The following is a 25946-nucleotide window of genomic DNA, read 5'->3' on the forward strand; positions in this document are numbered from 1 at the left end:
TATTGTATATTGAAGGAATATAGGTTAATTTTTACTTTGTTTTTGAAAAACGCTAATTAATATAGCACCCAAAATAATTCCGCCTTTAATAATACTTTGAGGATAAGGCGGAACTCCCCAAATATTTAGTCCAGTATTAAGTACACCTAATATACATGCTCCGATAAGCGTTCCTATTATTGAACCTTTTCCTCCCATAATACTAGTTCCTCCTAATACTACAGCTGCGATTGCATCTAGCTCAAACCCAACACCTGAAGCAGGCTGTCCAGATGAAACTCTAGATGTTGAAATGATACCTGCTATAGCTGCTGTAAACCCACAATAACCGTAAACAAAGAAATGAATCCATTTTGTTCGAATACCAGATAAAATTGCAGCATCTTCATTACCACCAACAGAATAAATATAACGCCCTAATCTCAATTGATTTAATAAAATATAACTAAGTAAAAATACAGCAAACATAATCCATGCCGGTATTGGAATACTTAGAAAGTCGGAACGGCCTAATGCAGAAAACATTCTTGCCATTGGCATAGGATAACCACCGGTATAAGTTAATGAAACACCTCTAACAGCAGTCATTACAGCCAGAGTAACAATAATTGCAGGTAATTTAAATCGTGCCACGAAGAATCCATTGAATGCACCACAAATAATTCCAACTAAGATAGCCCCTAGCCAACCAAGCAATAAAACAGTTATTATAGATGTATCACCTGCATTAACTTCGGGTGTAAAATGAATCACTACGCTTGCTAGAATAGTTCCAGCAAAAGCCATTACTGCTCCTACAGATAAATCAATACCTCCAGTCAATATAACAAAAGTCATACCTGCTGCTATAATAGCATTAACAGATACCTGTCTAGATATATTGACAAATGTTTGCCAAGCAAAGAAGTTATCAATAAGAAATGACATTATGATAATCAGTAAAATGAGTCCTACAAGTGGAATAAACTCTGAGCGTTTACTAAATACATGTAGAATAGATGATTTATTTTCCATTATTTTCCTCCTGTTGCATATTGCATGATAGTTTCGGGATTAATATCATCTCCGACTAAATTTGCTGTAATCTTACCTTCTCGCATAACAAAGACACGATCACTTATACCAACTATTTCAGGGAGATCTGAAGATATAACCACAACAGATACCCCAGAATTAGCCAATGTTTGAATTGTGTTATAAATTTCAAGTTTAGCACCAACATCAATACCACGAGTGGGTTCATCAAAGAAAAGTAATCTTGAGCGTGTTAATAACCATCTAGCAATAATCACTTTTTGCTGATTCCCCCCACTAAGTTCACTAACAACCTTGTCTATAGAGGGAGTCTTTATACCTAATTGTTTAACATACTCTAAACTTTTTTCTTCAATTTTTTTCTTTGATACAAAATAACTTTTGTTCAGTAATGATTTTAATGAAGAAATGGTAATATTGTCTTTAATGCTAAAATTTAAAAATAATCCATGTTTTTTTCTATCTTCCGATAAATAACCAACACCTTGCTCCAAAGCATCAGCTGGATGAGTGAAATTGATAGGTTCTCCATCTAAATAAATATCTTTATGTTTATAAGGATATGCACCTATAATAGCTTTACACATTTCTGTACGACCAGAACCAACAAGCCCCGCAATACCTACAATCTCACCAACATGAAACTCAAAGGAATTCTCATTACCGTTGATATCTACTAGCTTTTTGACATTTAATGCAATAGGATTCTGAGTTAAATCTTGAGTACGTTTTGGTGGATAAGAGTGTTCCAGAGAACGACCAACCATATGAGTAATAATCTCATCTTCACTGATGTCAGCCGTAGGATATGTACCGATATATTCTCCGTCTCTCAAACAGGAAATACAGTCTGAAATTTCAAAAACTTCTTCTAAATGATGAGAAATATAAAAGCAACCAATATTCTTTTCTTTTAATCTTCTCATTACCGAAAGTAATTTATTTGCTTCTTTAGGAGTTAATGTTGCGGTAGGCTCATCTAATACTAAATATTTACAATCAAAGGCTAATGCTTTCGCTATTTCTACAAATTGTTGTTCAGCGACACTTAGGTGGGTTATCGGAACATTAAGAGGAATACTAACATTGATATTATTTAGCGTTTGTTGTGCTATTTGTTGCATTTTTCGTTTATTTAAGAAGCCTCCAATAGTTCTTATTTCTCGACCTAAGAAAATATTTTCAACTGCATTGAGGTAAGGAACTAAACTAAATTCTTGGAAAATAATATTTATGCCCAGTTTTTGAGCATCTCTAGTTCCTCTCGGAGTAACAATTTTTCCATCAATTAAAATATTCCCTTCAGATGCCTGATAAACACCATTTAATACTTTCATTAATGTTGATTTCCCAGCACCATTTTCTCCAACTATTGAATGTATTTCACCAGGTTTTAGGGTTAAAGAAACATTACTTAAAGCGGTTACGCCAGGAAAACGTTTTGTAATATTTTTCATTTCTAACATAAATAAAACCTTTCTGAATTATGAAATTTAAGGAAGTGCCAAGCCCATTAAAATCTTGGCACTTATGTTAAAAAATATTAAATTATATAACTACCAAGAAAATCCTTTTGCATTTGTTTTATCAATTAATTTTACATCAACAGGAATTGCTTTAGGTACATTGGCTCCCCAGTGTTTAGCTAACGCTATAGCAAATCCAAGTCTTAATTGATCTCTAGGATATTGTGCCGCAGTAGCTTTAAATGGACCACCTTCTAAGATTGCAGCAATTGCTTCAGATGCACCATCAACACTCGTTAATACAATATTCTTACCTGAACCTTCAATAGCAGCTAAAGATCCCATAGCTCCACCATCATTAACACTGAAAACACCTGCTAAATTAGGATGTGCTTGAATCATATTCTCAGTAACCCCCATTGCGACAGTTCTGTCTTGTTTTCCATTTTGAATATCAACTAATTTAATGTCAGGGTGTTTTGCTAATGCATCTTTACAGCCTCTTACACGTTCCAAAATTGGCACCACCGGAATACCATCTAAAATTGCGACTTCACCTTTTCCTTTTATTTCTTTAGAGAGGGCTTCACAAGCAAGTACACCTGCATTATAGTTTTTTGAACCTACAAAAGAATCTATTGGCCCTGCTGCCTGAGCATCTACAGAGATAACAGTAACATTTTTTGCTTTTGCAAATTCAACTGCATTTTTAACACCTTCAGAGTCAGTTGGATTAAGGATCAATATATCAATACCTTTACTCACTAGATCTTCAACATCATTATTTTGTTTTACAATATCGTGGGCTGCATCAGTGATGAATAATTGCCCTCCAATAGAATTTACGGCATCAGTTAGTGCCTCTTTCATTACGACAAAATATTCATTATTCATTTCTTGAAAAGATACCCCTACTTTAAGAGGTTTGGCAAATGAAGCAACACTGAAAAAACTTGCTGCAATAAGAGTGGATAGTACTAACTTTTTCATAATAGTTCTCCTATATAATCTTAGATTTACATAATCGTTGTGATGTGCTCTATAATTCTGAACACAAGCTAATTATTAATAAATATTTATGTTTTTTAAAGTCTTATTTAGGACATTATATACATTTAATTGTCTTTTTATGTCCAGTACGCTAAAATACATAACAGTATGATAAATATCAGAATATAGGAGATAAAGGTGTTCGATTTTAATGATTTTTTAAAATTACCTCCAAAAAAACTAGTGCGTGAAGAAGTTTTTAAAAGAGAACCTAATTCTCCTATTATAATTGAATGGTGGAAAGACCACCCAGTTTATCAATTACATAAGCATATTGATTTTAAGGAGTTTGCAATTGTTAGGCAGGGATTTTGTATCCACTATCATAGAGGAATGTTTGATCTATTGACATTAGGTGATGCTGCTTTTATTGGAAATTCAACTCCTCATGGGTATGTATTTACTCATAGAATGCTATTATTCAATATTGTGTTTAATGAGGAATATCTTAGTAATAACTTAGTTCATATAAAGGGGCTGTTAAGTGAACTGAAGTTACTTAGTAAAAATGAATCTCATTTAACAATTTCTCCACAAACACTTAAGCAAGTATTATCAATTTCTTATACATTAGATCGGGAATGTTTTCAGTTTGATGGTTTTACTTTTATGTCAATGCTATCCTCGTTTATACAAATTTCTTTGATGATGTTAAAGGATAATAATAAGAGATATTATTCATATCATAATATAGCTGATTATAGTAGTACGGAAATAAAGCTAGATGCTTTATTAAATACAATAAAATTAATACGTAAAAATATTAAACTGCCAATAAAAAATATCATTGAATTATTAAATGCTCAAAATTGTAATGATAAAACAATGCAACGTTATTTTAAAAATTATTTATATATATCTATACATCAATTTATTTTATTACAAAAATTAGTTTTAACAATGAATTATATTGTTAAATATCCTAATATGAGTTTGACATCAATTATAGAAGAAGCAGGCTATAGCAACTATAAAAATTTTTCTAGAAATGTTAAGGGGTTTTTTAATCTTTCACCAAAAGAATTCTATAAAAATATTTTAGAGATTGATAAATTAGGAAAACAATTAGATACATAATAAGTTCTTAGGATATTAAGGAATATTATTAGTGCAAAACCAGATTGGGCTTATGGTATCGTGCCATTAACAGCACCAATTGTGGGCGGTGTCATCGCAGCCCTATTGTTTAAAATCTTATCTTAATGATTTGATTTAGTCAGTCTGATCTTTTAGAATAGACAAAAATCAAAGTGACGTGGTATTCAAGCCACGTCATTTTTTATTTGTAAATTTTTAGTAAAAAATGACCGCTTATATAGCGCTTTGTTTTTACAATACTTTTTATAAAATAACCCACTTTTCAACATTTCATAGGAATAATTATGGCGTATACTACTTTTTCACAGAATAAAAATGATCAATTAAAAGAACCAATGTTTTTTGGTCAAAATGTTAATGTTGCACGTTATGATCAGCAAAAATATGAAATCTTTGAGAAGTTAATTGAAAAACAACTTTCATTTTTTTGGCGTCCAGAAGAAGTGGATGTATCGCAGGATCGTATTGATTATGCGGCATTACCAGAACACGAAAAACATATTTTTATCAGTAATTTAAAATATCAAACCTTATTAGATTCTATTCAAGGACGTAGCCCAAATGTGGCACTATTGCCTTTGGTTTCTATTCCTGAATTAGAAACGTGGATCGAAACGTGGACATTCTCAGAAACGATTCACTCTCGTTCATATACCCATATTATCCGTAATATCGTGAATGATCCTTCCGTTGTTTTTGATGATATCGTGACCAATGAAGAAATCATTAAGCGTGCCAAAGATATTTCAGTTTATTACGATAATTTAATCCGCGATTCGCAACTTTATAGCTTGTATGGTGCGGGTACTTATAAAGTGGATGGGAAGGATCATAAGATCTCATTGCGTACGTTGAAAAAACAACTTTATCTTTGTGTGATGAGCGTAAATGTATTAGAAGCGATTCGTTTTTATGTCTCTTTTGCGTGTTCATTTGCTTTTGCAGAGCGTCAGTTAATGGAAGGAAATGCAAAAATTATTAAATTTATCGCACGTGATGAAGCGTTACATTTAACAGGCACACAGCAAATTTTAAATATTATGGCGTCAGGGGAAGATGATCCTGAAATGGCAGAAATTGCCAAAGAGTGCCGTCAGGAAGCTTATGATTTATTTGTTGCCGCTGCAGAACAAGAAAAAGAGTGGGCGGATTATCTATTTAAAGATGGTTCAATGATCGGCTTAAACCGTGATATTTTAGTGCAATATGTGGAATATATTACGAATATCCGTATGCAAGCGGTTGGATTAGATCTGCCGTTTAAAGTACGTTCAAACCCAATTCCTTGGATCAATGCTTGGTTAGTATCAGATAATGTGCAAGTTGCACCACAAGAAGTTGAGGTAAGTTCTTACTTAGTTGGGCAAATTGACGCAAAAGTGGATACACAAGATTTTGGCGATTTCGATCTATAATGCAAATCAAGTTAATTAAAAGCCAAACGACCTTAAAACATAGCTCGGATAATTCTTTACTTGAAACCTTAGAAAAAAATGGCTTTTATCCTCGCTATCAATGTCGCATGGGCTTTTGCGGTGCGTGTAAAGTAACTTTAAAAAGTGGGCGTGTTTCCTACAAACAGCCCCCTTTAGCAATGATACAGTCACATGAAATTTTAACTTGTTGTTGTCAGGTAGAGCAGGATTTAGAGATTGAGTTTTAATTATTATTCGTTAAATAACTATTAGGATAGAACAATGGAACAACCAATTCAAAGACAAGTGGTACTTGATACTGAAACGACAGGTATGAACTTTGATGGCAAACCATATATTGGGCATAATATTATTGAGATTGGTGCAGTTGAGGTTATCAATAGACGATTAACTGGTCGAACTTACCACGTTTATATCAAGCCACCTCGTGCCGTTGAAGAAGAAGCGATTAAAGTTCACGGTATTACCGATGAATTTTTAAAAGACAAGCCAACTTTTGCTGAAATAGTTGATGAATTTGTTGATTTTATTAAAGGTGCAGAACTTGTGATTCATAACGCTCCCTTCGATGTGGGCTTTATGGATCATGAGTTTTCATTCTTAAAAAATCCTCCACCCAAAACTGCTGAGATGTGTGAGGTTACGGATACATTGCTAATGGCAAAAAAGATGTATCCAGGTAAGCGTAATAATTTAGATGCGTTATGTTCTCGTTTAGGCATTGATAATACCAAGCGTGTTCTTCATGGAGCATTATTGGATGCGGAAATTCTTGCTGATGTTTATTTAATGATGACGGGCGGGCAAATTGCATTATTAAGCGATTCTGATGAAGTAAAAGAGCAGGTAGTAGATGAAGTTTTAGCTATTCCAATGGATTTTAATACGAGTGATTTAATTCTTTTAAAGCCCACAGCAGAAGAGCAACAAGCTCATTTAGAGTATTTAAAATTGATTGATAAAAAATCGAAAGGAAATTGCATTTGGTTATCTGAAATTGCGACGAGTTCAGACAAACTGAATTAAAAGTTATCATATTGTTTATTTTAACAACATTTGATGTTGTTTTATAAAAAAATATTTGACGAATAAACTATAAATCATTATTATATGCCTCGTTCACAGCGGAGTGGTAGTTCAGCTGGTTAGAATACCTGCCTGTCACGCAGGGGGTCGCGGGTTCGAATCCCGTCCATTCCGCCAACAAATTTTAAGCCTCTGATTTTTATCAGAGGTTTTTGTTATCCTAAAATAATATAATCTAATGGCATATCCCAGTGTTCTACTGGTAATTTATCTACTTGTTGAAATTTATATCCTAATCCAATTTTAATTAAATTTGATGAAGTTTGTGCAAGAGTTCTATCATAAAAACCTCCCCCCATTCCTAAGCGATTACCTGATTTATCACAAGCAACTAAAGGGGTGAAAATTATATCTAGTTGATTTAACGGTAAGATTTTTTGCACGTTTAATACGGGTTCCAAAATACCAAAGCGGTTTAATTTTAGTGACTTTTTGCAATTATCATAGCGAATAAAAAGTAGATTTCCTTTCGAAAAAGGATGCAATACGGGAAGGTAAATCTGTTTCTGTTGTGCAGAGAGTTCATTTATTAAAGGGAGAGGGCATATTTCATTATTGAAAGGTAAATAAAAAGCGAAGTTAGTCGCTTTATATTTTTCTATTAACGCCATTGCAGGGACGATAATAGAGTTTGAAGCCTGAATTTGCTCTTGTTCTGATAAATTCAGGCGTTTGTTTCGCATTATTTGACGCAGCTGTTGGCGTTGTGATTGAATGCTTTCTTGCAATCTAATTATCTTCTACGGTTTTTATTATAATGTTGTGGACGAGGACGTTTTGGCAAAGGTAATAATGCTTCAACATCATATTGGCTCACAGGAATTGCGTGTCCAATATAGTTTTCAATCGCGGTTAAGTTTGTTGCATAACGCTCACAAGCAAAACTGATTGAATGTCCACTTTCCCCAGCACGACCTGTACGACCGATACGGTGTACATAGTCTTCACAATCGTCAGGTAAATCATAATTAAAGACGTGAGTAACTTCTGGAATATGTAAACCACGAGCTGCGACGTCTGTTGCAACTAGGATATCAAGCTGACCATTTGTAAAGCTTTCTAGTAGTGCTAAACGTTTTTTCTGTGCGATATCGCCTGTTAAAATGCCAACACGGTGTTTATCTGCTTTTAAGAAACGCCATACGTCTTCACATTTTTGTTTTGTATTTGCAAACACGATACAGCGATCTGGCCATTCTTCTTCAATTAAAGTTAGAAGTAGTGCCATTTTATCTTTATTTGATGGATAAAATAATTCTTCTTTAATACGATGTCCTGTGCGTTGTAAAGGTTCAACTTCAATATAAGTTGCTTCGTTCATATCTTCGTAAGCTAGCTCACGAACACGCTCAGAAAGTGTTGCAGAAAACAGCATTGTTAAGCGTTGTGTTGGAGCAGGGCATTGACGCATTAAATAGCGAATATCCTTGATGAAACCAAGATCAAACATACGATCTGCTTCATCTAAAACAACTACTTGGATTTGTTCAAGGTTGATGATGCCTTGTTTAACATAATCAATCACACGTCCAGTTGTTCCTACCAAAATATCAACGCCTTGTTCAATCGCTTTTACCTGTTTATCGTAGCCATCACCACCATAAGCAAGAGCCACGTTTAAATGGCAATTTTTAACAAAAATTTCAGCATCAGCACCAATTTGAACCGCAAGTTCACGAGTTGGAGCTAAAATTAACGCTCTTGGCTGATTAGGTTTGGTTTTCGTTTTGTTGCTCAGTAAATGATGAAAAGTAGCAACTAAAAACGCCATTGTTTTACCTGTACCGGTTTGAGCTTGCCCTGCGATATCTTTTCCTAAAAGCGTATGAGGAAGTGTTTGGGCTTGGATAGGGGTACAAAAATTAAAGCCTTTGCTATCAAGTGCATTTAGCACATCTTGATGAATAGAAAGATCTTTAAATTGTTGTTCTGTAAGGTGTTTTGACATTATGTTTCTCAAATTTGTAAATTTTAAAATAAATCTTACCGCTTGTAGGTAAGATAAAGTTGTGTAAAAGATACCATAAATAAAGGAATTTTAGTAGAATTCTATTTCATTATGCGTGATATATTATGAAAAACATCCTATTTTAAACAATAAAAATGATACAACTAACAACATATTCAGAAACGGAAACAGTCTTATTATCCAAAGCACAATGGTTATCAGGATTTAGCTTAGGCGAGATCGCAGAATCTTTAAATATTATTGTTCCTCCAGATTTACGTCGTGATAAAGGCTGGGTTGGAATGCTGATAGAAACTGCTCTCGGTGCAAAAGCGGGTAGTAAAGCTGAACAGGACTTTGCACATTTAGGAATAGAGTTAAAAACAATACCTATCAATCGTCAAGGACAGCCCTTAGAAACTACTTTTGTTAGCCTTGCGCCACTTACTCAAAATAGTGGTATTACTTGGCAAGGCTCTCACGTTCGCCATAAATTACAGCGAGTGTTATGGATTCCAGTGGAAGGGGAGCGACAAATTCCATTAAGTGAACGTCGTATTGGACAACCGATTTTATGGTCACCAACGCCAGAACAAGAGCAACAATTACAACAAGATTGGGAAGAATTGATGGAATTGATCGTACTGGGGAGATTAAATGAAATCAATGCAAAAATAGGTGAGGTTTTACAGCTTCGTCCCAAAGGAAAAAACAGCCGTTCTCTTGCAAATGCTTTTAATCAAGAGGGAGAACAGGTACAATCTCTGCCTTTGGGATTTTATCTTCGAAAAGAATTTACTTCAAAAATTTTACAGCAATTTTTTAATTAAAAAGGAATAGATATGTTTGAATGGATAGTAAATCCAGAAGCGTGGATTGTATTATTAACTCTGTCAGGGCTAGAAATTGTATTAGGGATTGATAATATTATTGTAATTACAATTTTAGTATCAAGATTACCGCAACATCAGCATAAATCAGCACGTATTTTAGGGCTTGGTTTAGCAATGATCACAAGGATCTTGCTGTTGCTTTCTCTTGCGTGGATGGCTCGCTTAGTTGATCCATTATTTTCATTATTAGGCAACGAGATCTCAGGACGCGATCTAATTTTAATTTTAGGGGGATTTTTCCTTATTATTAAGAGTGCAAGTGAATTGAAAGAGGCTATTAGAGGCGAGTCACATCACGAGACGTCGATTAAAGCACGTACAGCTAATTATGTAATGACTCTTTTTCAAATTGCCGTGATTGATATTGTGTTCTCGCTGGATTCTGTGATCACTGCTGTAGGAATGGCAAATGATATTCCAGTAATGGTGCTAGCGATTATCATTGCGGTAGGAATAATGATGCTTGCTGCAAATACAATTGGTGAATTTGTAGATCGCCATCCAACTATTAAAAATTTAGCCTTAGCTTTTTTGATTTTAATTGGAATTGCTTTAGTCGGTGAAGGCTTTGAAACCCACATTCCAAAAATCGCCGTTTACACAGCAATGGGCTTCTCAGTAATTGTGGAATTATTGAATATTAAAATGCGAAAAAATATGGAAAAGAATAAGTAAATCATATCGCATATTTACAACCAGATATTAAATGAAAAAGAATATCTGGTTTTTTTATGTGTGTAATTTACAAATAGCATAAATAAGATATTTAAATAAGTATTTTATAGATCAATGAATTGATTTTTAGATTATATGTAAGGAGAAAATAAACAGGAATGGTGCGACCAAGTGGACTCGAACCACCGACCCCTACCATGTCAAGGTAGTGCTCTAACCAACTGAGCTATGGTCGCATTTTTATATGCTTTGAAAACGTGGCGTATTTTATCATAAAAATACGATGATGCAATTTTTTGTAAAAATTTTTTTAAATTTAACCGCTTATTTATATGTAACTGCTTAAAATAAAAACGAATTTGCTTTAATTAGTCTTTATTTTGATTCAAATTTCACTTATTTTAAATAGGGTTTTTCTTTATTTTATCCTTTTCTTCACATTTACTTTATAGCTTAAAAGTATTATCATTTCAGGTGTTTATGCCATTTTGATGGTTATTTTTATTTTAAAAGCAAATTATAGAGGATAGGGATGCAAAACCTAGAAAAGATCGTAGATCAAGCGTTACAAGCGGTGGAATCTGCACAAGATGTTACAAGTCTTGAAAATATTAGAGTAGAGTATTTTGGTAAGAAAGGGCATTTTACGTCGTTAATGCAAGGATTACGTGATGTTTCACCAGAAGATCGTCCAAAAGTAGGGCAAAAAATCAATGAAGCGAAGCAACAAGCACAAGCCGCATTAAATGCGAAAAAAGAGACATTAGAAACCGAAGCATTAAATGCAAAATTATTTAGTGAAAGTATTGATGTGAGTTTACCGGGTCGTAAAACAGAACTTGGTGGTTTACACCCTGTATCTATCACGATTGATCGCGTGACCAAATTCTTTGCGGATTTAGGTTTTTCTGTGGAAAATGGTCCTGAAATTGAATCAGATTATTATAACTTTGATGCATTAAATATTCCAAAACATCACCCTGCACGTGCGGATCACGATACATTTTGGTTTGACGCACAACGTTTGTTAAGAACACAAACATCAGGTGTACAAATTCGTTCAATGGAACAAACTCAGCCACCAATTCGCATTATTGCACCGGGTCGCGTGTATCGTAATGATTACGATCAAACGCACACACCAATGTTCCATCAAATCGAATTATTATTTGTGGACAAAAAAGCGAATTTTACTGAATTAAAAGGTTTGTTACATAGTTTCTTGCGTGCCTTCTTTGAAGAAGATTTAGAAGTACGTTTCCGTCCATCTTTTTTCCCATTCACAGAGCCTTCGGCAGAAGTGGATGTTATGGGTAAAAATGGTAAATGGTTAGAAGTGTTAGGTTGTGGAATGGTTCATCCTAATGTGTTGAAAAATGTAGGTATCGATCCGAATGAGTACTCAGGCTTTGCTGTGGGTATGGGGGTTGAGCGTTTAGCAATGTTGCGTTATAACGTGACCGATTTGCGTGCATTCTTTGAGAATGACTTACGTTTTTTAAAACAATTTGATTACAAATAAGATAGGATGAGGAAAGAATAATGAAATTTAATGAATCTTGGTTGCGTGAGTGGGTAAATCCAGCGATTACAACGGAACAATTATGCGATCAAATCACAATGCTTGGTTTAGAAGTGGACGGCGTTGAGGCGGTTGCAGATACCTTTTCAGGCGTTGTTGTGGGTGAAGTGGTTGAATGTGGTCAGCACCCAAATGCAGATAAATTACGTGTCACCAAAGTAAATGTGGGTGGCGAGCGTTTATTAGACATCGTGTGTGGTGCACCAAACTGCCGTTTAGGTTTAAAAGTGGCTTGTGCTGTTGATGGTGCAGTTTTACCAGGTAATTTCAAAATTAAGAAAACCAAATTACGTGGCGAACCGTCTGAAGGAATGCTTTGTTCATTCACTGAATTAGGCATTAAAGTTGAGCAAGATGGTATTATTGAATTGCCAGCAGACGCACCTATCGGTAAAGATTTCCGTGAATATTTAGATTTAGAAGATAGTATTGTTGAAATCAGCTTAACGCCAAATCGTGCGGATTGTTTAAGTATTTCAGGGATTGCACGTGAAGTGGCGGTTGCAAATCAGTTAGAAATGGTTGCACCAACATTTGAGCCAGTTTCAGCAACAATTTCAGATAAAGTTGCCGTAGAAATTCACAATCCAGAGGCTTGCCCACGCTATTTAGCTCGTGTGGTTAAAAATGTGAATGTAAACGCACAATCGCCACTTTGGTTACAAGAAAAATTACGCCGTTGTGGTATGCGTTCTATCGATCCTGTGGTTGATGTCACAAACTTTGTGTTACTAGAATTAGGTCAGCCAATGCACGCCTTTGATATGGCAAAAGTGAACGCACCAATTCAAGTACGTTTAGCAAAAGAAAATGAAAAATTAGTGTTATTAGACGGTAATGAAGTTGCATTAAAAGAAAATACCTTGCTAATTTGCGATCAAAATCAACCGCTTGCAATGGCGGGGATCTTCGGTGGTAAAGAAAGTGGCGTAAGTGATACGACAACAGATATTATTTTAGAGGCAGCATTCTTTGCACCATTGGCCATTGCAGGACGTGCAAGACAATATGGTTTACATACGGATTCTTCGCACCGTTTTGAGCGTGGTGTGGATTTTGAAAATACACGCAATGCAATGGAACGTGCAACCGCATTATTATTAGAAATCTGTGGTGGTGAAGCGGGCGAAATCGTGGAAGCGAAAAGTGATGAGCATTTACCAAAAGCAAATCAAGTGACGTTACGTCGTGAAAAGTTAGACGCTTTATTAGGTCATCATATCCCTGATGAAACCGTCACTGATATTTTAACGCGTTTAGGTTTATCGCCAATTTTTGCAAATAATGAATGGAAAGTGACCGCTTGTAGCTGGCGTTTTGATATTGAAATTGAAGAAGATTTAATTGAAGAAGTGGCTCGCATTTACGGTTATAACAGCATTCCAAATAATGCACCGTTAGCACACTTAAATATGAATGAACACCGTGAAGCGAACTTAGATTTAATGCGTGTCAAAATGGCATTAGTGGACAGCGATTACCAAGAGGCGATCACTTATAGTTTTGTTAATCCAAAAACACAGGCGTTATTACACCCAAATCAAGAATCTATTGTGTTACCTAATCCAATTTCAGCGGATATGTCAGCAATGCGTTTATCGTTGTTAAGTGGTTTGTTAGAAGCGGTCGTTTATAACCAAAAACGTCAGCAAAGCCGAGTACGTTTATTTGAAACTGGTTTACGTTTTGTGCCTGATGAAAATGCGGAAATGGGTATTCGCCAAGAACAAATGTTAGCGGCGGTTATTGTAGGTGCAAAACATAATGAACACTGGACGGGTAAATCAGATAACGTTGATTTCTTTGATTTAAAAGGCGATTTAGAGCGAGTTTTATCTCTAACAAATAAAGCGAAATCAGTACGTTTTGTGGCTAAAACCTATGACGCATTACATCCAGGTCAATCAGCAGCGATCTTAATTGATGAAAAAGAAGTGGGTTTTATCGGTACAGTACACCCAAAAGTTGCACAAAAATTAGATATTTCAGGTACAGCAGTCGTATTTGAAATTTTATGGTCAGCGATTGATGAGCGTGCGGTTACACAAGCGAAAGAAATTTCTAAATTCCCAGCAAATAAACGTGATATTGCGGTTGTGGTTGATCGTAATGTGGCTGTGGCAGATATTTTATCTACTTGTCAAAAAGCAGGTGGAGAGAATCTAATTGCGGTAAATCTTTTTGATGTTTATCAAGGTGAAAATATTGGTAGCGATAAGAAGAGCTTAGCAATTAGCTTAACTGTTCAAGATACTTCAAAAACCCTTGAAGAAGAAGAGATCAATACTGTAATTAAATCTGTATTGAGCGAACTTGAACAATGTTTTAGAGCATATTTGAGAGATTAGTTTGAGGAATAACGTATGACGCTAACCAAATTTGAAATAACAGAAAATCTTATTGAACAGCTTGATTTAGATAAAGCTGTGGCAAAAGAGTTTGTTGAGCTATTTTTTGAAGAAATTCGAGCCTCTTTGGAAAAAGGTGAAGAGGTTAAATTATCTGGTTTTGGTAATTTCCAACTACGAGAAAAGAAAGCTCGTCCAGGACGCAACCCTAAAACAGGGGAAGATGTTGCTGTTTCTGCTCGACGAGTGGTGGTGTTTAAACCAAGTCAGAAATTAAAAGATCGTATTGAAAAGGTCAATTAGAATAACGAAGAATGATAATGAATAGGATTAAATAATGGTATTTTACAAACATAGGAAGTTCCTTTTTTTAGGTGTAGTTTGCTGTTATTTAGTTCTGTTTTTAACAGGATGTTCAACATCAGGTTATCATTCTGAGTCTAGAAATGGACATCTGAATCGTTCATCATCTACGATTCCGAACCTTATTAAACAATATAATAGTTGGAAAGGAACACGTTATCAGCTAGGTGGAATGAGTAAGCGAGGTGTTGATTGCTCAGGTTTCACTTTGGTTACATTCAGAGATCTTTTTGGATTGCGTATTGCAAGAACAACTGTTGCACAATCCAAGCAAGGTTTTTATATTCCTAAACATAATCTGCAAGCAGGCGATTTAGTCTTCTTTAAAACAGGGCGAGGACCTTTTGGAAATCATGTTGGGATTTATGTAAAAAATGGTGTTTTTTTGCACGCCTCATCTAAAAAAGGGGTGACTTATTCAAACTTGAATTCTCCATATTGGAAAAAAGTATATTGGCAAGCTCGACGTTTATAGCAAAAGTATGAAGTAGCTCACAAAATTGAATATTTTATAACAGAAGTGTTTGAAAAATAGTTAGATTTATTTTATCTTATGAGCATAAAAAATAAGTGTTGTGTTTAACAACCTTTTCATAATTTGCTTTCCGAGTGCCCCTTAGTTTAGGGGCTTTTTTTGTTTTTAGGATGTGAGATTTTTCAATATAATAAATTGAAATTATTACTAAAATATTGTAGGTGTCTACTTAGCTTACTGATAAAATCAGTAATACTTAATTCTTCGGTTTTAATTTATTATGATATCTTTTTAAGGAAAACGATGTTAATTGAACAAGCAACGGTTTTGAAATATAGTAATGGCAAGGCTTTGATTGAGTGTTATTCAAAATCAGGATGTGGTGGCTGTTCTGCTAAAAATGGTTGTGGTACACAATCACTCTCTGAATTAACGGGCAAAAAAAATCAAATTCTGTTGGAAATTGATGTAAACCAAGAATTAAAACAAGGTGATATTGTCCAAATTGGGTTGAAAGAAGCGACTCTTTTAGCGGGAGTTATTTGGCTATATGGCCTACCACTTTTCGTGTTAATTTGTGTAGCGGTCGGATTTTCACAACTTTTTGCAAATGAACTTCTGGTTGCATTGTGTTCATTTTTGACTACTTTAAGTAGCTTTTGGTTAATAAAGCAGAAATTTGATAGACATAATGATTATCAAGTTACTTTTTTAAGAAAAATTTAGCATAAAATTGTGCTTTTGTTAGGTATAATCGCAACACTTATTTTATTAAAGGATCTTATTTTGAATACAGAAACACTTTATGGCGTATGTGCCATTCTTATTATCATTGTTTTAATTATTAGCTGGCTATTTTTTTCTAGAAATAGTCTTCAACAACAGTTAGATGAAATATCATCTAAATATGATAATTTAGTTGATGAAAAAACCAATTTAGAGCAGTGGGGTATTCAGCAAAGCACTAAGCTAGAAGCAACCCTTGAGCGTGTTAAAGAACGTGACAACTCGATTTTAGATGGGCTAAAACAAAATGCATTATTGTCTTCTCAATTAAAGCAAACGCAGTTAGAGCTGACACAATTACGAACCACATTACACGAAAAACAAGCGAATTTCGAAGAGCAACAACGTAATTTTGTGGAAGTAAAACAGCAATTGAATGTAGAGTTTCAGCATTTAGCTCAAAAGATTTTAGATGAAAAAACAAAATCTTTTGATGAAACTAATCAATCATCGATCAATTTACTTTTGAAACCTTTCAAAGAACAGATTGATCAATTCCAAAAACGTGTCAATGAAGTGCATAGCGAAGCACTGAAAGGCAATACGAATTTAGAGTTAGAGATCAAACGTGTATTAGAGATCGGGCTTTCTATGTCTCAAGAAGCACAGAATCTAACGACGGCGTTGAAAGGGAATAATAAAGTTGCAGGGAACTGGGGCGAAATTCAGCTTGAGAGTGCGTTACAATCAGCGGGACTTTTGAAACAAGAGCATTATCTTGCCCAAGAAAGTTATCACAATGAAGAAGGCAAACGCTTTGCTCCTGATTTTGTGGTTAAATTACCGGATAATAAGCATTTAGTTTTAGATAGTAAAGTCTCGTTAGTGGCTTATGATAAAGCGGTTAAATCGACGGAAAACTTTGCTATTTCACAAGCCCTTGATGAACATTGCCGTTCATTAAGAACCCATATTGATGGTTTATCTAAGAAAAATTATAGCCAGTTATTAGGTATAAAAAGCCCTGATTTTGTGCTGATGTTTGTGCCTGTTGAACCTGCTTATATTGAAGCAATGAAACACGATCCACAACTCTTTAACTATGGTTATGAACGCAACGTGATTTTAGTTTCTCATACAACCTTAATGCCAATTCTACGCACCGTTGCGAATTTGTGGCGAATTGAACGAGGTAATGTGGAAGCTCGCGAAATCAGTGAAAAAGCAGGCGATATTTATAATCAAGTTTGTGTGATAGCAGACCGTTTAAATAGCTTAGGAAAAACCTTAACGACTGTGAATAAGCATTATAATAGTGCTATTACTGCAGTGGTTGGTCAACAAGGTTTAGTGGGTAAAGTAGAGCGTTTTCAAACTCTTTCAACCAAAGCTCTGCAAAAAGAACCAATGCAGCTAGAACCACTAAATAATGATTTTGATACAGCGCGCTTGGAGTTGTTGATTGAACAGCAAGAGATAGGACATCGAGCTGAATTGTAACGTTATAAGATATGTAAAAAGTTGGTGAGAGTTTATATTTCTGCCAACTTTTTTATTTTACATTATCGAATGAAAAGATTAAGTGGCAAGAAACTAAGCGGTTAATTATTTGTTGATTTTTACCAATTTACTTGAAAATGTGAAGCAACTATTGTTAGCCTCACTTAGATATGATATTAAAGCTTTTAGCTGACTTCCGTGAGCTTATTGGGAAAAGATATATTTAATTAGAGATAGTTAGAGTATCTTTCAAGAAAAAGAAAGGTCTGCAAAAATTACAGACCTTTATAAATAATCATAGCAATATTAAGAATATTTATTTAGCGGGAGTTTCAGATTTTTCTTCAACAACCGTTGCTGTATCTATTTCATCTTTCTTCTGATCAACCTCAATCTCGGCTTCAACTTTAGTTTCTGCTGGTTGCTCTTCTTTTTTATCATTTTCTAATTGTAGTTGATTAAAAAGTTCAATACTATGAGCTTCAGGTAATAATTTTTCTGAACCTTCTGCTAAGTGGGTATACAATTTTTTGTAATCCTTAGCAAGAGTTGATAAAAGAACAGCACTTTCAGAAAAATGAGCCTCTAGGTGCTGTTTCTGAACTTCTTTTTCTGCTTTTACTTTTTTAAACTCTTTTTCGAGTTTAACATGTTTTTTAACACTGCCTTTTGTTAAGCCTAATACAACATAGCCAATAATTAGACCAATAATAAAAGCAATAACAACAGCTGTCCACATTTCGTTTGTCCAGTTTTGCATAGGTGTCTCCTCAATTTGAATAAATAAAAACTGCAATACAGACGCTACAATAACATAATTTGTTCCCTAAAATGAAGATTTTATCTTTAATTCTGTGACATTACCCACAAAAATAAAATATCTGTTGAGATTTGTCACTAAAATCTGTACAATTTACAAACCCTGTTTTTGCTTGGTTTTCCCGCCAAGTAAGCTTTTGTTGAAACAAACTCGAAGGGGTTATGTTTGAACTACTAGGTAATACTCATGTTGAGTATTGGGTTAATAACTATTAAATAATATTGGTATTAAATAAATGAAAACTTTTGTAGCAAAACCAGAAACAGTACAACGTGACTGGTATGTAGTAGATGCACAAGGCAAAACATTAGGTCGTTTAGCGACTGAAATTGCTCGCCGTCTTCGTGGTAAACATAAACCTGAATATACTCCACACGTGGATACAGGTGATTACATTGTTGTAATCAATGCAGACAAAGTGGCAGTAACAGGTAGAAAAGAAAGCGATAAAATCTACTACTGGCACACTGGCTATGTAGGTGGTATTAAACAAGCTACCTTCAAAGAGATGATTCAACGTCGTCCTGAAGCTGTGATTGAAATTGCGGTTAAAGGTATGTTGCCAAAAGGTCCATTAGGTCGCGCAATGTATCGTAAATTAAAAGTGTATGCAGGTTCTGAACATAACCACGCAGCACAACAACCACAAGTTTTAGACATTTAATCACGGAGCATAGAAAATGACAGCGAATCAAAACTACGGCACAGGTCGCCGCAAAAGCTCTTCAGCTCGTGTATTTATCAAACCGGGCAGCGGTAAAATTGAAATCAACAACCGTTCATTAGACGTGTATTTCGGTCGTGAAACCGCACGTATGGTTGTTCGTCAACCATTAGAGTTAGTTGAATTAACTGATAAATTAGACCTTTACATTACTGTTAAAGGTGGTGGTATTTCTGGTCAAGCAGGTGCGATCCGTCATGGTATCACTCGTGCATTGATGGAATATGATGAGTCTTTACGCCCAGCATTACGTGCAGCAGGCTTCGTTACTCGCGATGCTCGTTGCGTTGAACGTAAAAAAGTGGGTTTACGCAAAGCACGTCGTCGTCCACAATTCTCAAAACGTTAATATTATTTTCGTTTTCGAAGCAGAGAGAAATCTCTGCTTTTTTTATATCTTTATTTTCTTATGTAAAAAATCTGTTAAAATATCCAACCGAATATTATCTAAACCAAAGGGGTTAATTATGAAAATTGTTGAAGTCAAACACCCACTCGTTAAACATAAATTAGGTTTAATGCGTGCAGCAGACGTAAACACTAAACATTTCCGTGAACTTGCTACAGAGATTGGTAGTTTACTTACTTATGAAGCAACAGCGGATTTAGAAACTGAAAAAGTAACCATTGATGGTTGGAATGGCGATGTAGAAGTGGATCGCATTAAAGGTAAAAAAGTAACAGTTGTCCCTATTTTACGTGCTGGTCTTGGAATGATGGACGGTGTGCTTGAACATATGCCAAGTGCAAGAATCAGTGTTGTAGGAATGTATCGGAATGAAGAAACCTTAGAACCAGTTCCTTACTTTCAAAAACTAACAAATGATGTGAGTGAGCGTTTAGCAATTGTAGTTGATCCTATGCTTGCAACAGGTGGATCAATGATTGCTACTATTGATTTGCTAAAAGCAGCTGGTTGTACAAATATTAAAGTATTGGTTTTAGTTGCTGTGCCAGAAGGAATCGCAGCTCTTGAAAAAGCACACCCAGATATTGAGCTTTATACAGCTTCTATTGATGATCATCTAAATGAGCAAGGATATATCATTCCTGGTCTTGGAGATGCTGGTGATAAGATTTTTGGTACAAAATAATCTCAATAATTACCATAAATTAAAATTAACAAAACTATAATTATAAGCGGTTAAATTTTTTATTCTTTTTGCAAATTTTAATAAAAATTAAACCGCTTTTTATTGACTGAGTCCAATAAAAAAAGAAAGAAGAAGTGGCACGGCAATGTTGATAATAAATCCAAAACTAATCGCTAGCGGAACAACTTGTGTGCCACCTGATTTTTGGATTATTGGTAAACTGACATCAAGAGACGTCGCCGCCCCTAATCCCACAGCAGTAGAAGGAAAGCGTGACATAAAGAAAGGGATAGTAAATAAACAGTAAAGCTCACGAGAAAGATCGTTGAAAAAAGCGGTTGAACCAGCGATTGCTCCCCAAGTATCGCCAATTAAGGTGCTGGAAAGGGAATACCAGCCCAAGCCTGACGCAAAGGTTAAGCCTTTTATCAATGAAAAATTGCAAAAAGTAGCAATAATTACACCGCTTATCATCGCACTAATCAGCATCACGATAGACAGTTGAATACCTCTTTTATTCATAAAAACTTCTGCTAGTGGAATGCCACTGTTTCTAAGCTGAATGCCTACACAGAAAATCATTATAACCAAAGGATAGACGCTTAAATGCGATGAAAATGTGATGAAATCTTTTAATAGAAAACTAACAATTCCGCCCAGTAACACCATTGAACAGAGTAAACTTGATTCAAAGAGCAGTTTTAAGCGAGAAGGAAGTGGTTCATTACTTTGAATTTCTAGGCGATAAGGCATTAAAAATTCAAAGAGTAATAAACAAGTAATGTTACAACCTTGAACGATTACACTCATCATAAAAGCGGTGTAACCAATTTGGGGTAAAATGGTAGTAAGATTATCAAGCTGTCCAAGTGAACAGCCCATAAAAAATAGAATAAAATAAAGACAGGTCATTAAAATACGATTTATTATCACCAGTTTTTCAGCTTGGTTAAATTTAATTAAATAGCCAAAGAAAAGTGGAAAAAAGACAATAGATAAACCGTATAACATTTTTTAGCTCACTATAATTTCAACAATAAATTTGCTAGCGTTTTTACCCCAATGCCAGTCGCCCCGGTTGCCCATAAATCGTTTGGCGATTTACGGAAAGTGGCTGAGCAATCAATGTGTAGCCAGTTTTGAGCATAATCTTTCACAAAATAAGATAAGAATGCGGTCGCTGTACTCGCCCCAGCCCCAACACCAGCAGGTAATGAGCCCACATTTGCAATATCTGCAAAAGAGGAAGCGGTCTGATTTCGATGGAATTCTTCAAAAGGTAAACGCCAGAATTTCTCGTGTTCTATTTTCGCTGAATCGAATAATTTTTCAACTAAATTATCATCAATCGATAACACACTGTGATAATCATTGCCCACTGCCACTTTTGCTGCACCTGTTAGTGTCGCACAGTCAATAATATAGCTTGGATTTTGCTTATCCGCTTCAATCAAACCGTCCGCTAACACTAAACGTCCTTCGGCGTCAGTATTTAACACTTCCACAGACACGCCATTACTATAATGGATAATGTCGCCCAATTTCATTGCTTGACCATTGATTGAGTTTTCAGCACAGCATAAATAGAGTTTTACACGCTGTTTCAAACCACGAGAAATAGCTAATCCTAACGCCCCTGTGACTAAGGCCGCTCCCCCCATATCGGTTCGCATTGTTTCCATTGAACTACTCGGTTTTAAACTGTAACCACCTGTATCAAACGTAATTCCTTTACCTACTAAACACGCTGTGACAGGGGCTTTTTCATCGCCTGTTGGATTGTAATCTAGTTGCAACATCGCAGGTTGATTAACCGCCCCTTTACCGACATTCCAAATGCCTTGATAGCCCTGTGTTTTCAGTTCATCGCCACAAATAATTTTTGTAGATACATTCTCTGGATTTGCAATTTCTTGGATAAATTCAACCGCTTTGCTTGCCAAAACTTCAGGAGTAACCACATCAGAAGGGGCATTGATGATCTCTTTGGTAAACTGGCTACATTTAATGCGTGCGTTTAATTCTTGTTGTTCTTGTTCAACAAGTTCAGGGAACTGAATTTCGCCTTTATTTTTAACACTCACAAAACCTTGTTGAAATGCCCAACATTCTTCTAATTTCCACTCATCGCCCATTAACATCGCAAGGCTAATACCTTGATTTTTAATTTTTCTCGCTGCCTGTTGAATGCTCGTTAAAGCGTCTTTTTTCAAGTGAATTGTCGCCCCTTTATCATTAAAGGATACTAACGCATTATTGCCCCATTGTTCTGGTGCGACATCTTGTGATAAATAAATATTCATTGTTCCCCTCCCTTTATATTCCTAGCAGATATGGTGGGAGCATATTCCATTCGCTACGCTCATTCAATGCTCCCCTACAATATTTTAAAATAATAATTACTCATTTACTTATTATTCTATTTGTTCATTAACGTAGGGGAGTATTAGCAAACTTGTTTGCGTATATGCTCCCGTTGCTCGATACTTCAATTTAGAAAAAATCTAATGCTATGATTGACGGGAGTATATTCCATTCGCTATGCTCACTCAATGCTCCCCTACAGTACTTTAAAATAATAATTACTCGCTCGCTTGCTGTTTTAATTCTTTAATCGCTTTTTCATCAAAGAAATATTGTGTGCCGCAGCATTCGCATTGCATATCGATTACGCCTTGTTTGGCTTCGAGCATTTCTGAGATTTCTTCATCAGATACTAATAATAATGCACCGCCAGAACGCTCTCTTGAACAGCCACATTTAAAGCTGACGCTTTGTGGTTCGAATACTTCAACGGTTTCTTCGTGGTATAAACGGAATAATAATTCTTGTGCTGGTAGCCCAAAAATTTCTTCATTTTTAATGGTTGATGTTAGGGTGGCTAGATGATCAAAATCATCAGGTGTACCTGTGCCATCTGGCATAATTTGAAGTAACATTCCGGCACCGACTGCTTGACCATTAAACTCGCCAACACGAATAATTAACTGGGTTTGCAGTTGCTCTGAACGTGTAAAATATTCTTCTAAGCATTCTGTGATTGTTGGTTTATCTAATGCGATAACACCTTGATAACGCTCGCCATTTTCAGGAATTACAGAAATAATCAATACTGCTTTTTCGCCAACCATTTGTTGCAACGTTGCATCGTCAGCAATTTCGCCGTCCACACGTGCTAAGGCACGCATTTGTTGTTTGTCGTTGCCATTTACGACCGCTAATTTTAAAGCTCCATCGCCGCCTTGAATTTGAACGGTAATCGTTCCTTCAAATTTCAATGTTGCTGTAAATAAACTGGTTGCCACCAACATTTCGCCCAATAAATTTTGGACTGGCTTTGGATAATGGTGGGTGTTTAGGGTTTCCGTAAAAGTATTGTTTAAACGTAACCACTGCCCACGCACGGCACGATTTTGGAATAAATAGCGATAAAGTTTATCATTATCTTGAATATAATCTTGTTGTGTTAAAGTCATTCTATCTCCGAGTGTTTGAATTTAATTAAATCACGACGCTCTTTTTTGTTAGGGCGTCTGTCAGGGTGTGGCATTGAAAGATAATTCATTTTTCGAGCCAATGCCATTTTTTCTCTTTTTTCGATACTTTGAGCTGTTTCTTGATACAATTTTTGGGCTTCTGGTGCACCTTTTCGCTGATCGCTGATTTCAAGCACTTCTACCTCTTTTTCATCATTACCTTGACGTAAAATGATTTTTGCACCAATCTCCACAGCTTTGCTCGATTTAATCCGTTGCCCATTATAATGCACTTTCCCGCCCTCGATCATCGATTTTGCGATGGTTCGAGTTTTGTAAAAACGTGCCGCCCAAAGCCATTTATCTAAGCGGATCTCATCAGGAATTTCTCTGCCTTTTTTCTGTTTTTGCTGTGCTTTTCTCATAATTGTCCATATAGCATAATGTAAAAGTATCGTGTTAGTTATCAGAATCAATCGTTTTGGGATCTTATTAGAAATCAGACAATTTGTAAATTTTGATCTTTATTCTACCGCTTAACTGCCGATAAAACAGGAACTAAATTTTCGTTGTTGGCTTATTTAAGATTTGGGTTAGTTTATCAATGATATTTTTAGGGTCAAGCTCTAACACTTCACAATATTGAATAAACTCAATAATATCCAAGCGGCGATCCCCTGTTTCTATTTTTCCAATCAAAGAATAAACCACGCCCATTTTTTCTGCTAATGCACGTTGTGAAAGACCGAGCTGTTTTCTCTGGTCGGTAAATAATTCCCGTAACCATTGTTGCTCGTAAGAATGTATAGATGATCGTAATTTTTTCATTGCACCTATTTTAGGTTCAAGTTAAAACGCACCTGTTTTAGGTGCAAAAATCATAAGGAGAATTTATGAAAAAATTAGCGTTACTTACAGCAATTTCAATGCTAACGGCTTGTGGAACAATCGGAAACACGATCATTTCTGATCAGTCACTACAAGATAAAGCTGCTTTCGCTTTAAACACCACAAGTGATAAAGTCAAAATCTCCCACCGTAATGGTGGGATTGATGATATTCGTTTTGTGGCGAGTGTAGGGAGAAAATCTTATCAGTGCTACATCACAACAGTAGCAGGTGTTGTGTCGTCTGATGCAATTTGCTCGGGAAGTCGTAGTGTAAAACAAAAGCATAATTCAAACTGTAATGCGTTATTACGTGCAGCGGGACGTTGTTAGGGAGAAAGCGATGAAAAAATCAATTTTATTCTTGGGTTTGTCAACATTGGTGCTTACTGGTTGTTCTGAAAAGGATAAAGCTTATTATTTATCTCATATTGATGATGCGAAAACTAAATTTAAACAGTGTGAAAAACGGATGTTTGAAGCAATGTCTTCAAGAGATCAGGAAAAGTTTGAAGCCGTAGGAAAAGATAAAGAGTGTGTAGCAGCTGAACAAGCACTTCGTGAAGATCGCAAAATTCAAGCGGAAAAAAAACGTTTGGAAGAAGAGGCATTACAGAAAGCTGAAGTTTCCAAAGCTCGTAAACAGCTCGATAAAAAATTTGCAAATTTAGATTGGAAAGAGACCGCTTATCAATATGTGAATAGCGATTGTGCGAAGAAATTTTTTATTGCCCCTAATAATTATGAATGCCGAGCTTTTAAAGAAATATATGATGAAAAAGCAGAGCAAGGTAAACAGGAATTATTAAAAAATTCATTAGAGCAGTTAGTTACCTCAAAGAAAGCGTATTGTTCAAAAGATCAAAGACGTTATTCAGCTTGTGATATTTGGAAATCAGCCGTGAAAGAGCAGAGTAAGGTGGAATTTTCAGCATTAGATTTTGATCAATTACATCGTCAAAGTAATAAATATTGTAACTATGGCTCTCAATATTATGACGCTTGTTCAACGCTCGAAGAGGTGGCAAGAGAAAAAGAAAATATGATTATAGATCAATATGTTAAAAATTATGAATCCTTAAAGAAAGATTACAATCAATGCGTGACAAAACTTGCCAAGATTGGTGATAGCTATAAAGTTTATAAACAACGAGCGGAAATAGCGGAAAATTATCCTTGCCCCCAAGCACATTTGGCTCGTCTCAAATTGGGCTTACCTTTTGATAATTTTAAAACTTTGATGGATTAACTTTTTACTTTAAAA

At 35.4% G+C, this 25946-nt stretch carries 28 protein-coding genes and 2 tRNA genes; 18 read left to right on the plus strand and 12 right to left on the minus strand.

The window, feature by feature from the left end:
• Positions 1 to 24: 24 nt before the first annotated feature.
• The 3 genes from DYE60_RS01220 to DYE60_RS01230 form a co-directional block, all read right to left on the minus strand.
• Positions 25 to 1014 (minus strand): ABC transporter permease, encoded by a 990-nt coding sequence (locus DYE60_RS01220; protein ID WP_115314816.1) that lies wholly within the window; start codon positions 1012 to 1014, stop codon positions 25 to 27.
• Complete coding sequence (locus DYE60_RS01225; RefSeq protein WP_115314817.1) at positions 1014 to 2501, minus strand: sugar ABC transporter ATP-binding protein; 1488 nt, start codon at positions 2499 to 2501, stop codon at positions 1014 to 1016. The genes DYE60_RS01220 and DYE60_RS01225 overlap by 1 nt, the downstream gene beginning before the upstream one ends.
• A gap of 90 nt (positions 2502 to 2591) precedes the next feature.
• A complete protein-coding gene (locus DYE60_RS01230; protein ID WP_115314818.1) occupies positions 2592 to 3491 on the minus strand; it encodes a substrate-binding domain-containing protein in 900 nt (299 codons plus the stop codon).
• Positions 3492 to 3689: 198 nt separating this feature from the next.
• Between DYE60_RS01230 and DYE60_RS01235 the strand changes: the two genes are divergently transcribed.
• The 5 genes from DYE60_RS01235 (at position 3690) to DYE60_RS01255 (ending at position 7288) form a co-directional block, all read left to right on the plus strand.
• Positions 3690 to 4628 carry an AraC family transcriptional regulator gene (locus DYE60_RS01235; protein WP_115314819.1) on the plus strand — a complete coding sequence of 313 codons (939 nt, stop codon included), beginning with the start codon at positions 3690 to 3692 and terminating at the stop codon, positions 4626 to 4628.
• Between the two features lie 305 nt (positions 4629 to 4933).
• Positions 4934 to 6064, plus strand: coding sequence for a class Ia ribonucleoside-diphosphate reductase subunit beta (nrdB, locus tag DYE60_RS01240; protein ID WP_115314820.1), 1131 nt, complete (start codon positions 4934 to 4936; stop codon positions 6062 to 6064).
• Positions 6064 to 6312, plus strand: a complete 249-nt coding sequence (yfaE, locus tag DYE60_RS01245; RefSeq protein WP_115314821.1) for a class I ribonucleotide reductase maintenance protein YfaE — start codon at positions 6064 to 6066, stop codon at positions 6310 to 6312. Before nrdB ends, yfaE begins: the two co-directional genes overlap by 1 nt.
• Positions 6313 to 6346: 34 nt before the next feature.
• Entirely contained in the window at positions 6347 to 7111 is a 765-nt protein-coding gene (dnaQ, locus tag DYE60_RS01250) for a DNA polymerase III subunit epsilon (RefSeq protein WP_115314822.1), read from the plus strand.
• 100 nt (positions 7112 to 7211) lie between these two features.
• Positions 7212 to 7288 (plus strand) — tRNA-Asp (locus DYE60_RS01255).
• Between the two features lie 38 nt (positions 7289 to 7326).
• On the opposite strand, the gene DYE60_RS01260 is transcribed toward DYE60_RS01255, so the two are convergent.
• Positions 7327 to 7905, minus strand: a complete 579-nt coding sequence (locus DYE60_RS01260; protein ID WP_115314823.1) for a 5-formyltetrahydrofolate cyclo-ligase — start codon at positions 7903 to 7905, stop codon at positions 7327 to 7329.
• Positions 7905 to 9119, minus strand: coding sequence for an ATP-dependent RNA helicase RhlB (gene rhlB, locus DYE60_RS01265; RefSeq protein WP_115314824.1), 1215 nt, complete (start codon positions 9117 to 9119; stop codon positions 7905 to 7907). Before rhlB ends, DYE60_RS01260 begins: the two co-directional genes overlap by 1 nt.
• 158 nt (positions 9120 to 9277) lie before the next feature.
• Here rhlB and mutH point away from each other — a divergent pair, with 158 nt between their 5' ends.
• Complete coding sequence (gene mutH / locus DYE60_RS01270; protein WP_172460403.1) at positions 9278 to 9949, plus strand: DNA mismatch repair endonuclease MutH; 672 nt, start codon at positions 9278 to 9280, stop codon at positions 9947 to 9949.
• 12 nt (positions 9950 to 9961) lie between these two features.
• Positions 9962 to 10687 carry a TerC family protein gene (locus DYE60_RS01275; RefSeq protein ID WP_115314826.1) on the plus strand — a complete coding sequence of 242 codons (726 nt, stop codon included), beginning with the start codon at positions 9962 to 9964 and terminating at the stop codon, positions 10685 to 10687.
• Positions 10688 to 10846: 159 nt separating this feature from the next.
• On the opposite strand, the gene DYE60_RS01280 is transcribed toward DYE60_RS01275, so the two are convergent.
• Positions 10847 to 10923 (minus strand) — tRNA-Val (locus DYE60_RS01280).
• A 296-nt stretch (positions 10924 to 11219) separates the two neighbouring features.
• On the opposite strand from DYE60_RS01280, the gene pheS reads away from it, so the two are divergent.
• The 6 genes from pheS to DYE60_RS01310 all read left to right on the plus strand — a co-directional run bounded on the left by pheS (position 11220) and on the right by DYE60_RS01310 (position 17681).
• On the plus strand, positions 11220 to 12209 hold the full coding sequence (gene pheS, locus DYE60_RS01285) for a phenylalanine--tRNA ligase subunit alpha (protein ID WP_115314827.1): 990 nt from the start codon (positions 11220 to 11222) through the stop codon (positions 12207 to 12209).
• A 20-nt stretch (positions 12210 to 12229) separates the two neighbouring features.
• Entirely contained in the window at positions 12230 to 14617 is a 2388-nt protein-coding gene (gene pheT, locus DYE60_RS01290; RefSeq protein WP_115314828.1) for a phenylalanine--tRNA ligase subunit beta, read from the plus strand.
• 15 nt (positions 14618 to 14632) lie between these two features.
• On the plus strand, positions 14633 to 14920 hold the full coding sequence (locus DYE60_RS01295; protein ID WP_115314829.1) for an integration host factor subunit alpha: 288 nt from the start codon (positions 14633 to 14635) through the stop codon (positions 14918 to 14920).
• 34 nt (positions 14921 to 14954) lie between these two features.
• Entirely contained in the window at positions 14955 to 15455 is a 501-nt protein-coding gene (locus tag DYE60_RS01300) for a C40 family peptidase (protein ID WP_115314830.1), read from the plus strand.
• 303 nt (positions 15456 to 15758) lie between these two features.
• Positions 15759 to 16181, plus strand: a complete 423-nt coding sequence (locus DYE60_RS01305) for a SoxR reducing system RseC family protein (RefSeq protein ID WP_115314831.1) — start codon at positions 15759 to 15761, stop codon at positions 16179 to 16181.
• Between the two features lie 57 nt (positions 16182 to 16238).
• A complete protein-coding gene (locus DYE60_RS01310; RefSeq protein ID WP_424450105.1) occupies positions 16239 to 17681 on the plus strand; it encodes a DNA recombination protein RmuC in 1443 nt (480 codons plus the stop codon).
• 316 nt (positions 17682 to 17997) lie between these two features.
• Here the strand turns inward: DYE60_RS01310 and DYE60_RS01315 are convergent, their stop codons facing one another.
• The gene (locus DYE60_RS01315) at positions 17998 to 18441 is read right to left on the minus strand and encodes a Z-ring associated ZapG family protein (RefSeq protein ID WP_115314832.1); all 444 of its coding nucleotides are present in this window, start codon (positions 18439 to 18441) and stop codon (positions 17998 to 18000) included.
• Between the two features lie 295 nt (positions 18442 to 18736).
• Between DYE60_RS01315 and rplM the strand changes: the two genes are divergently transcribed.
• From rplM to upp, 3 genes are all read left to right on the plus strand, one after another.
• Positions 18737 to 19165 (plus strand): 50S ribosomal protein L13, encoded by a 429-nt coding sequence (rplM, locus tag DYE60_RS01320; RefSeq protein ID WP_115314833.1) that lies wholly within the window; start codon positions 18737 to 18739, stop codon positions 19163 to 19165.
• A 16-nt stretch (positions 19166 to 19181) separates the two neighbouring features.
• Positions 19182 to 19574 carry a 30S ribosomal protein S9 gene (gene rpsI / locus DYE60_RS01325; protein ID WP_115314834.1) on the plus strand — a complete coding sequence of 131 codons (393 nt, stop codon included), beginning with the start codon at positions 19182 to 19184 and terminating at the stop codon, positions 19572 to 19574.
• Positions 19575 to 19692: 118 nt separating this feature from the next.
• A complete protein-coding gene (gene upp / locus DYE60_RS01330; protein ID WP_115314835.1) occupies positions 19693 to 20319 on the plus strand; it encodes a uracil phosphoribosyltransferase in 627 nt (208 codons plus the stop codon).
• 99 nt (positions 20320 to 20418) lie between these two features.
• On the opposite strand, the gene DYE60_RS01335 is transcribed toward upp, so the two are convergent.
• From DYE60_RS01335 to DYE60_RS01355, 5 genes are all read right to left on the minus strand, one after another.
• On the minus strand, positions 20419 to 21330 hold the full coding sequence (locus tag DYE60_RS01335) for a LysO family transporter (RefSeq protein ID WP_115314836.1): 912 nt from the start codon (positions 21328 to 21330) through the stop codon (positions 20419 to 20421).
• A gap of 11 nt (positions 21331 to 21341) precedes the next feature.
• Complete coding sequence (gene pepB / locus DYE60_RS01340) at positions 21342 to 22622, minus strand: aminopeptidase PepB (RefSeq protein ID WP_115314837.1); 1281 nt, start codon at positions 22620 to 22622, stop codon at positions 21342 to 21344.
• Between the two features lie 279 nt (positions 22623 to 22901).
• Positions 22902 to 23795 carry an Hsp33 family molecular chaperone HslO gene (gene hslO, locus DYE60_RS01345; protein WP_115314838.1) on the minus strand — a complete coding sequence of 298 codons (894 nt, stop codon included), beginning with the start codon at positions 23793 to 23795 and terminating at the stop codon, positions 22902 to 22904.
• Complete coding sequence (gene hslR / locus DYE60_RS01350; RefSeq protein WP_115314839.1) at positions 23792 to 24220, minus strand: ribosome-associated heat shock protein Hsp15; 429 nt, start codon at positions 24218 to 24220, stop codon at positions 23792 to 23794. The genes hslO and hslR overlap by 4 nt, the downstream gene beginning before the upstream one ends.
• 133 nt (positions 24221 to 24353) lie before the next feature.
• Positions 24354 to 24623: a helix-turn-helix domain-containing protein gene (locus DYE60_RS01355; RefSeq protein ID WP_115314840.1), complete on the minus strand. Its 270-nt coding sequence runs from the start codon at positions 24621 to 24623 to the stop codon at positions 24354 to 24356.
• Between the two features lie 65 nt (positions 24624 to 24688).
• Between DYE60_RS01355 and DYE60_RS01360 the strand changes: the two genes are divergently transcribed.
• Together DYE60_RS01360 and DYE60_RS01365 are read left to right on the plus strand one after the other, a co-directional pair.
• The gene (locus DYE60_RS01360; RefSeq protein ID WP_115314841.1) at positions 24689 to 25015 is read left to right on the plus strand and encodes a hypothetical protein; all 327 of its coding nucleotides are present in this window, start codon (positions 24689 to 24691) and stop codon (positions 25013 to 25015) included.
• Between the two features lie 10 nt (positions 25016 to 25025).
• On the plus strand, positions 25026 to 25931 hold the full coding sequence (locus tag DYE60_RS01365) for an EexN family lipoprotein (RefSeq protein ID WP_115314842.1): 906 nt from the start codon (positions 25026 to 25028) through the stop codon (positions 25929 to 25931).
• Positions 25932 to 25946: the final 15 nt, after the last annotated feature.

The sequence above is a fragment of the Phocoenobacter uteri genome, assembly GCF_900454895.1.
Lineage (GTDB): Bacteria > Pseudomonadota > Gammaproteobacteria > Enterobacterales > Pasteurellaceae > Phocoenobacter > Phocoenobacter uteri.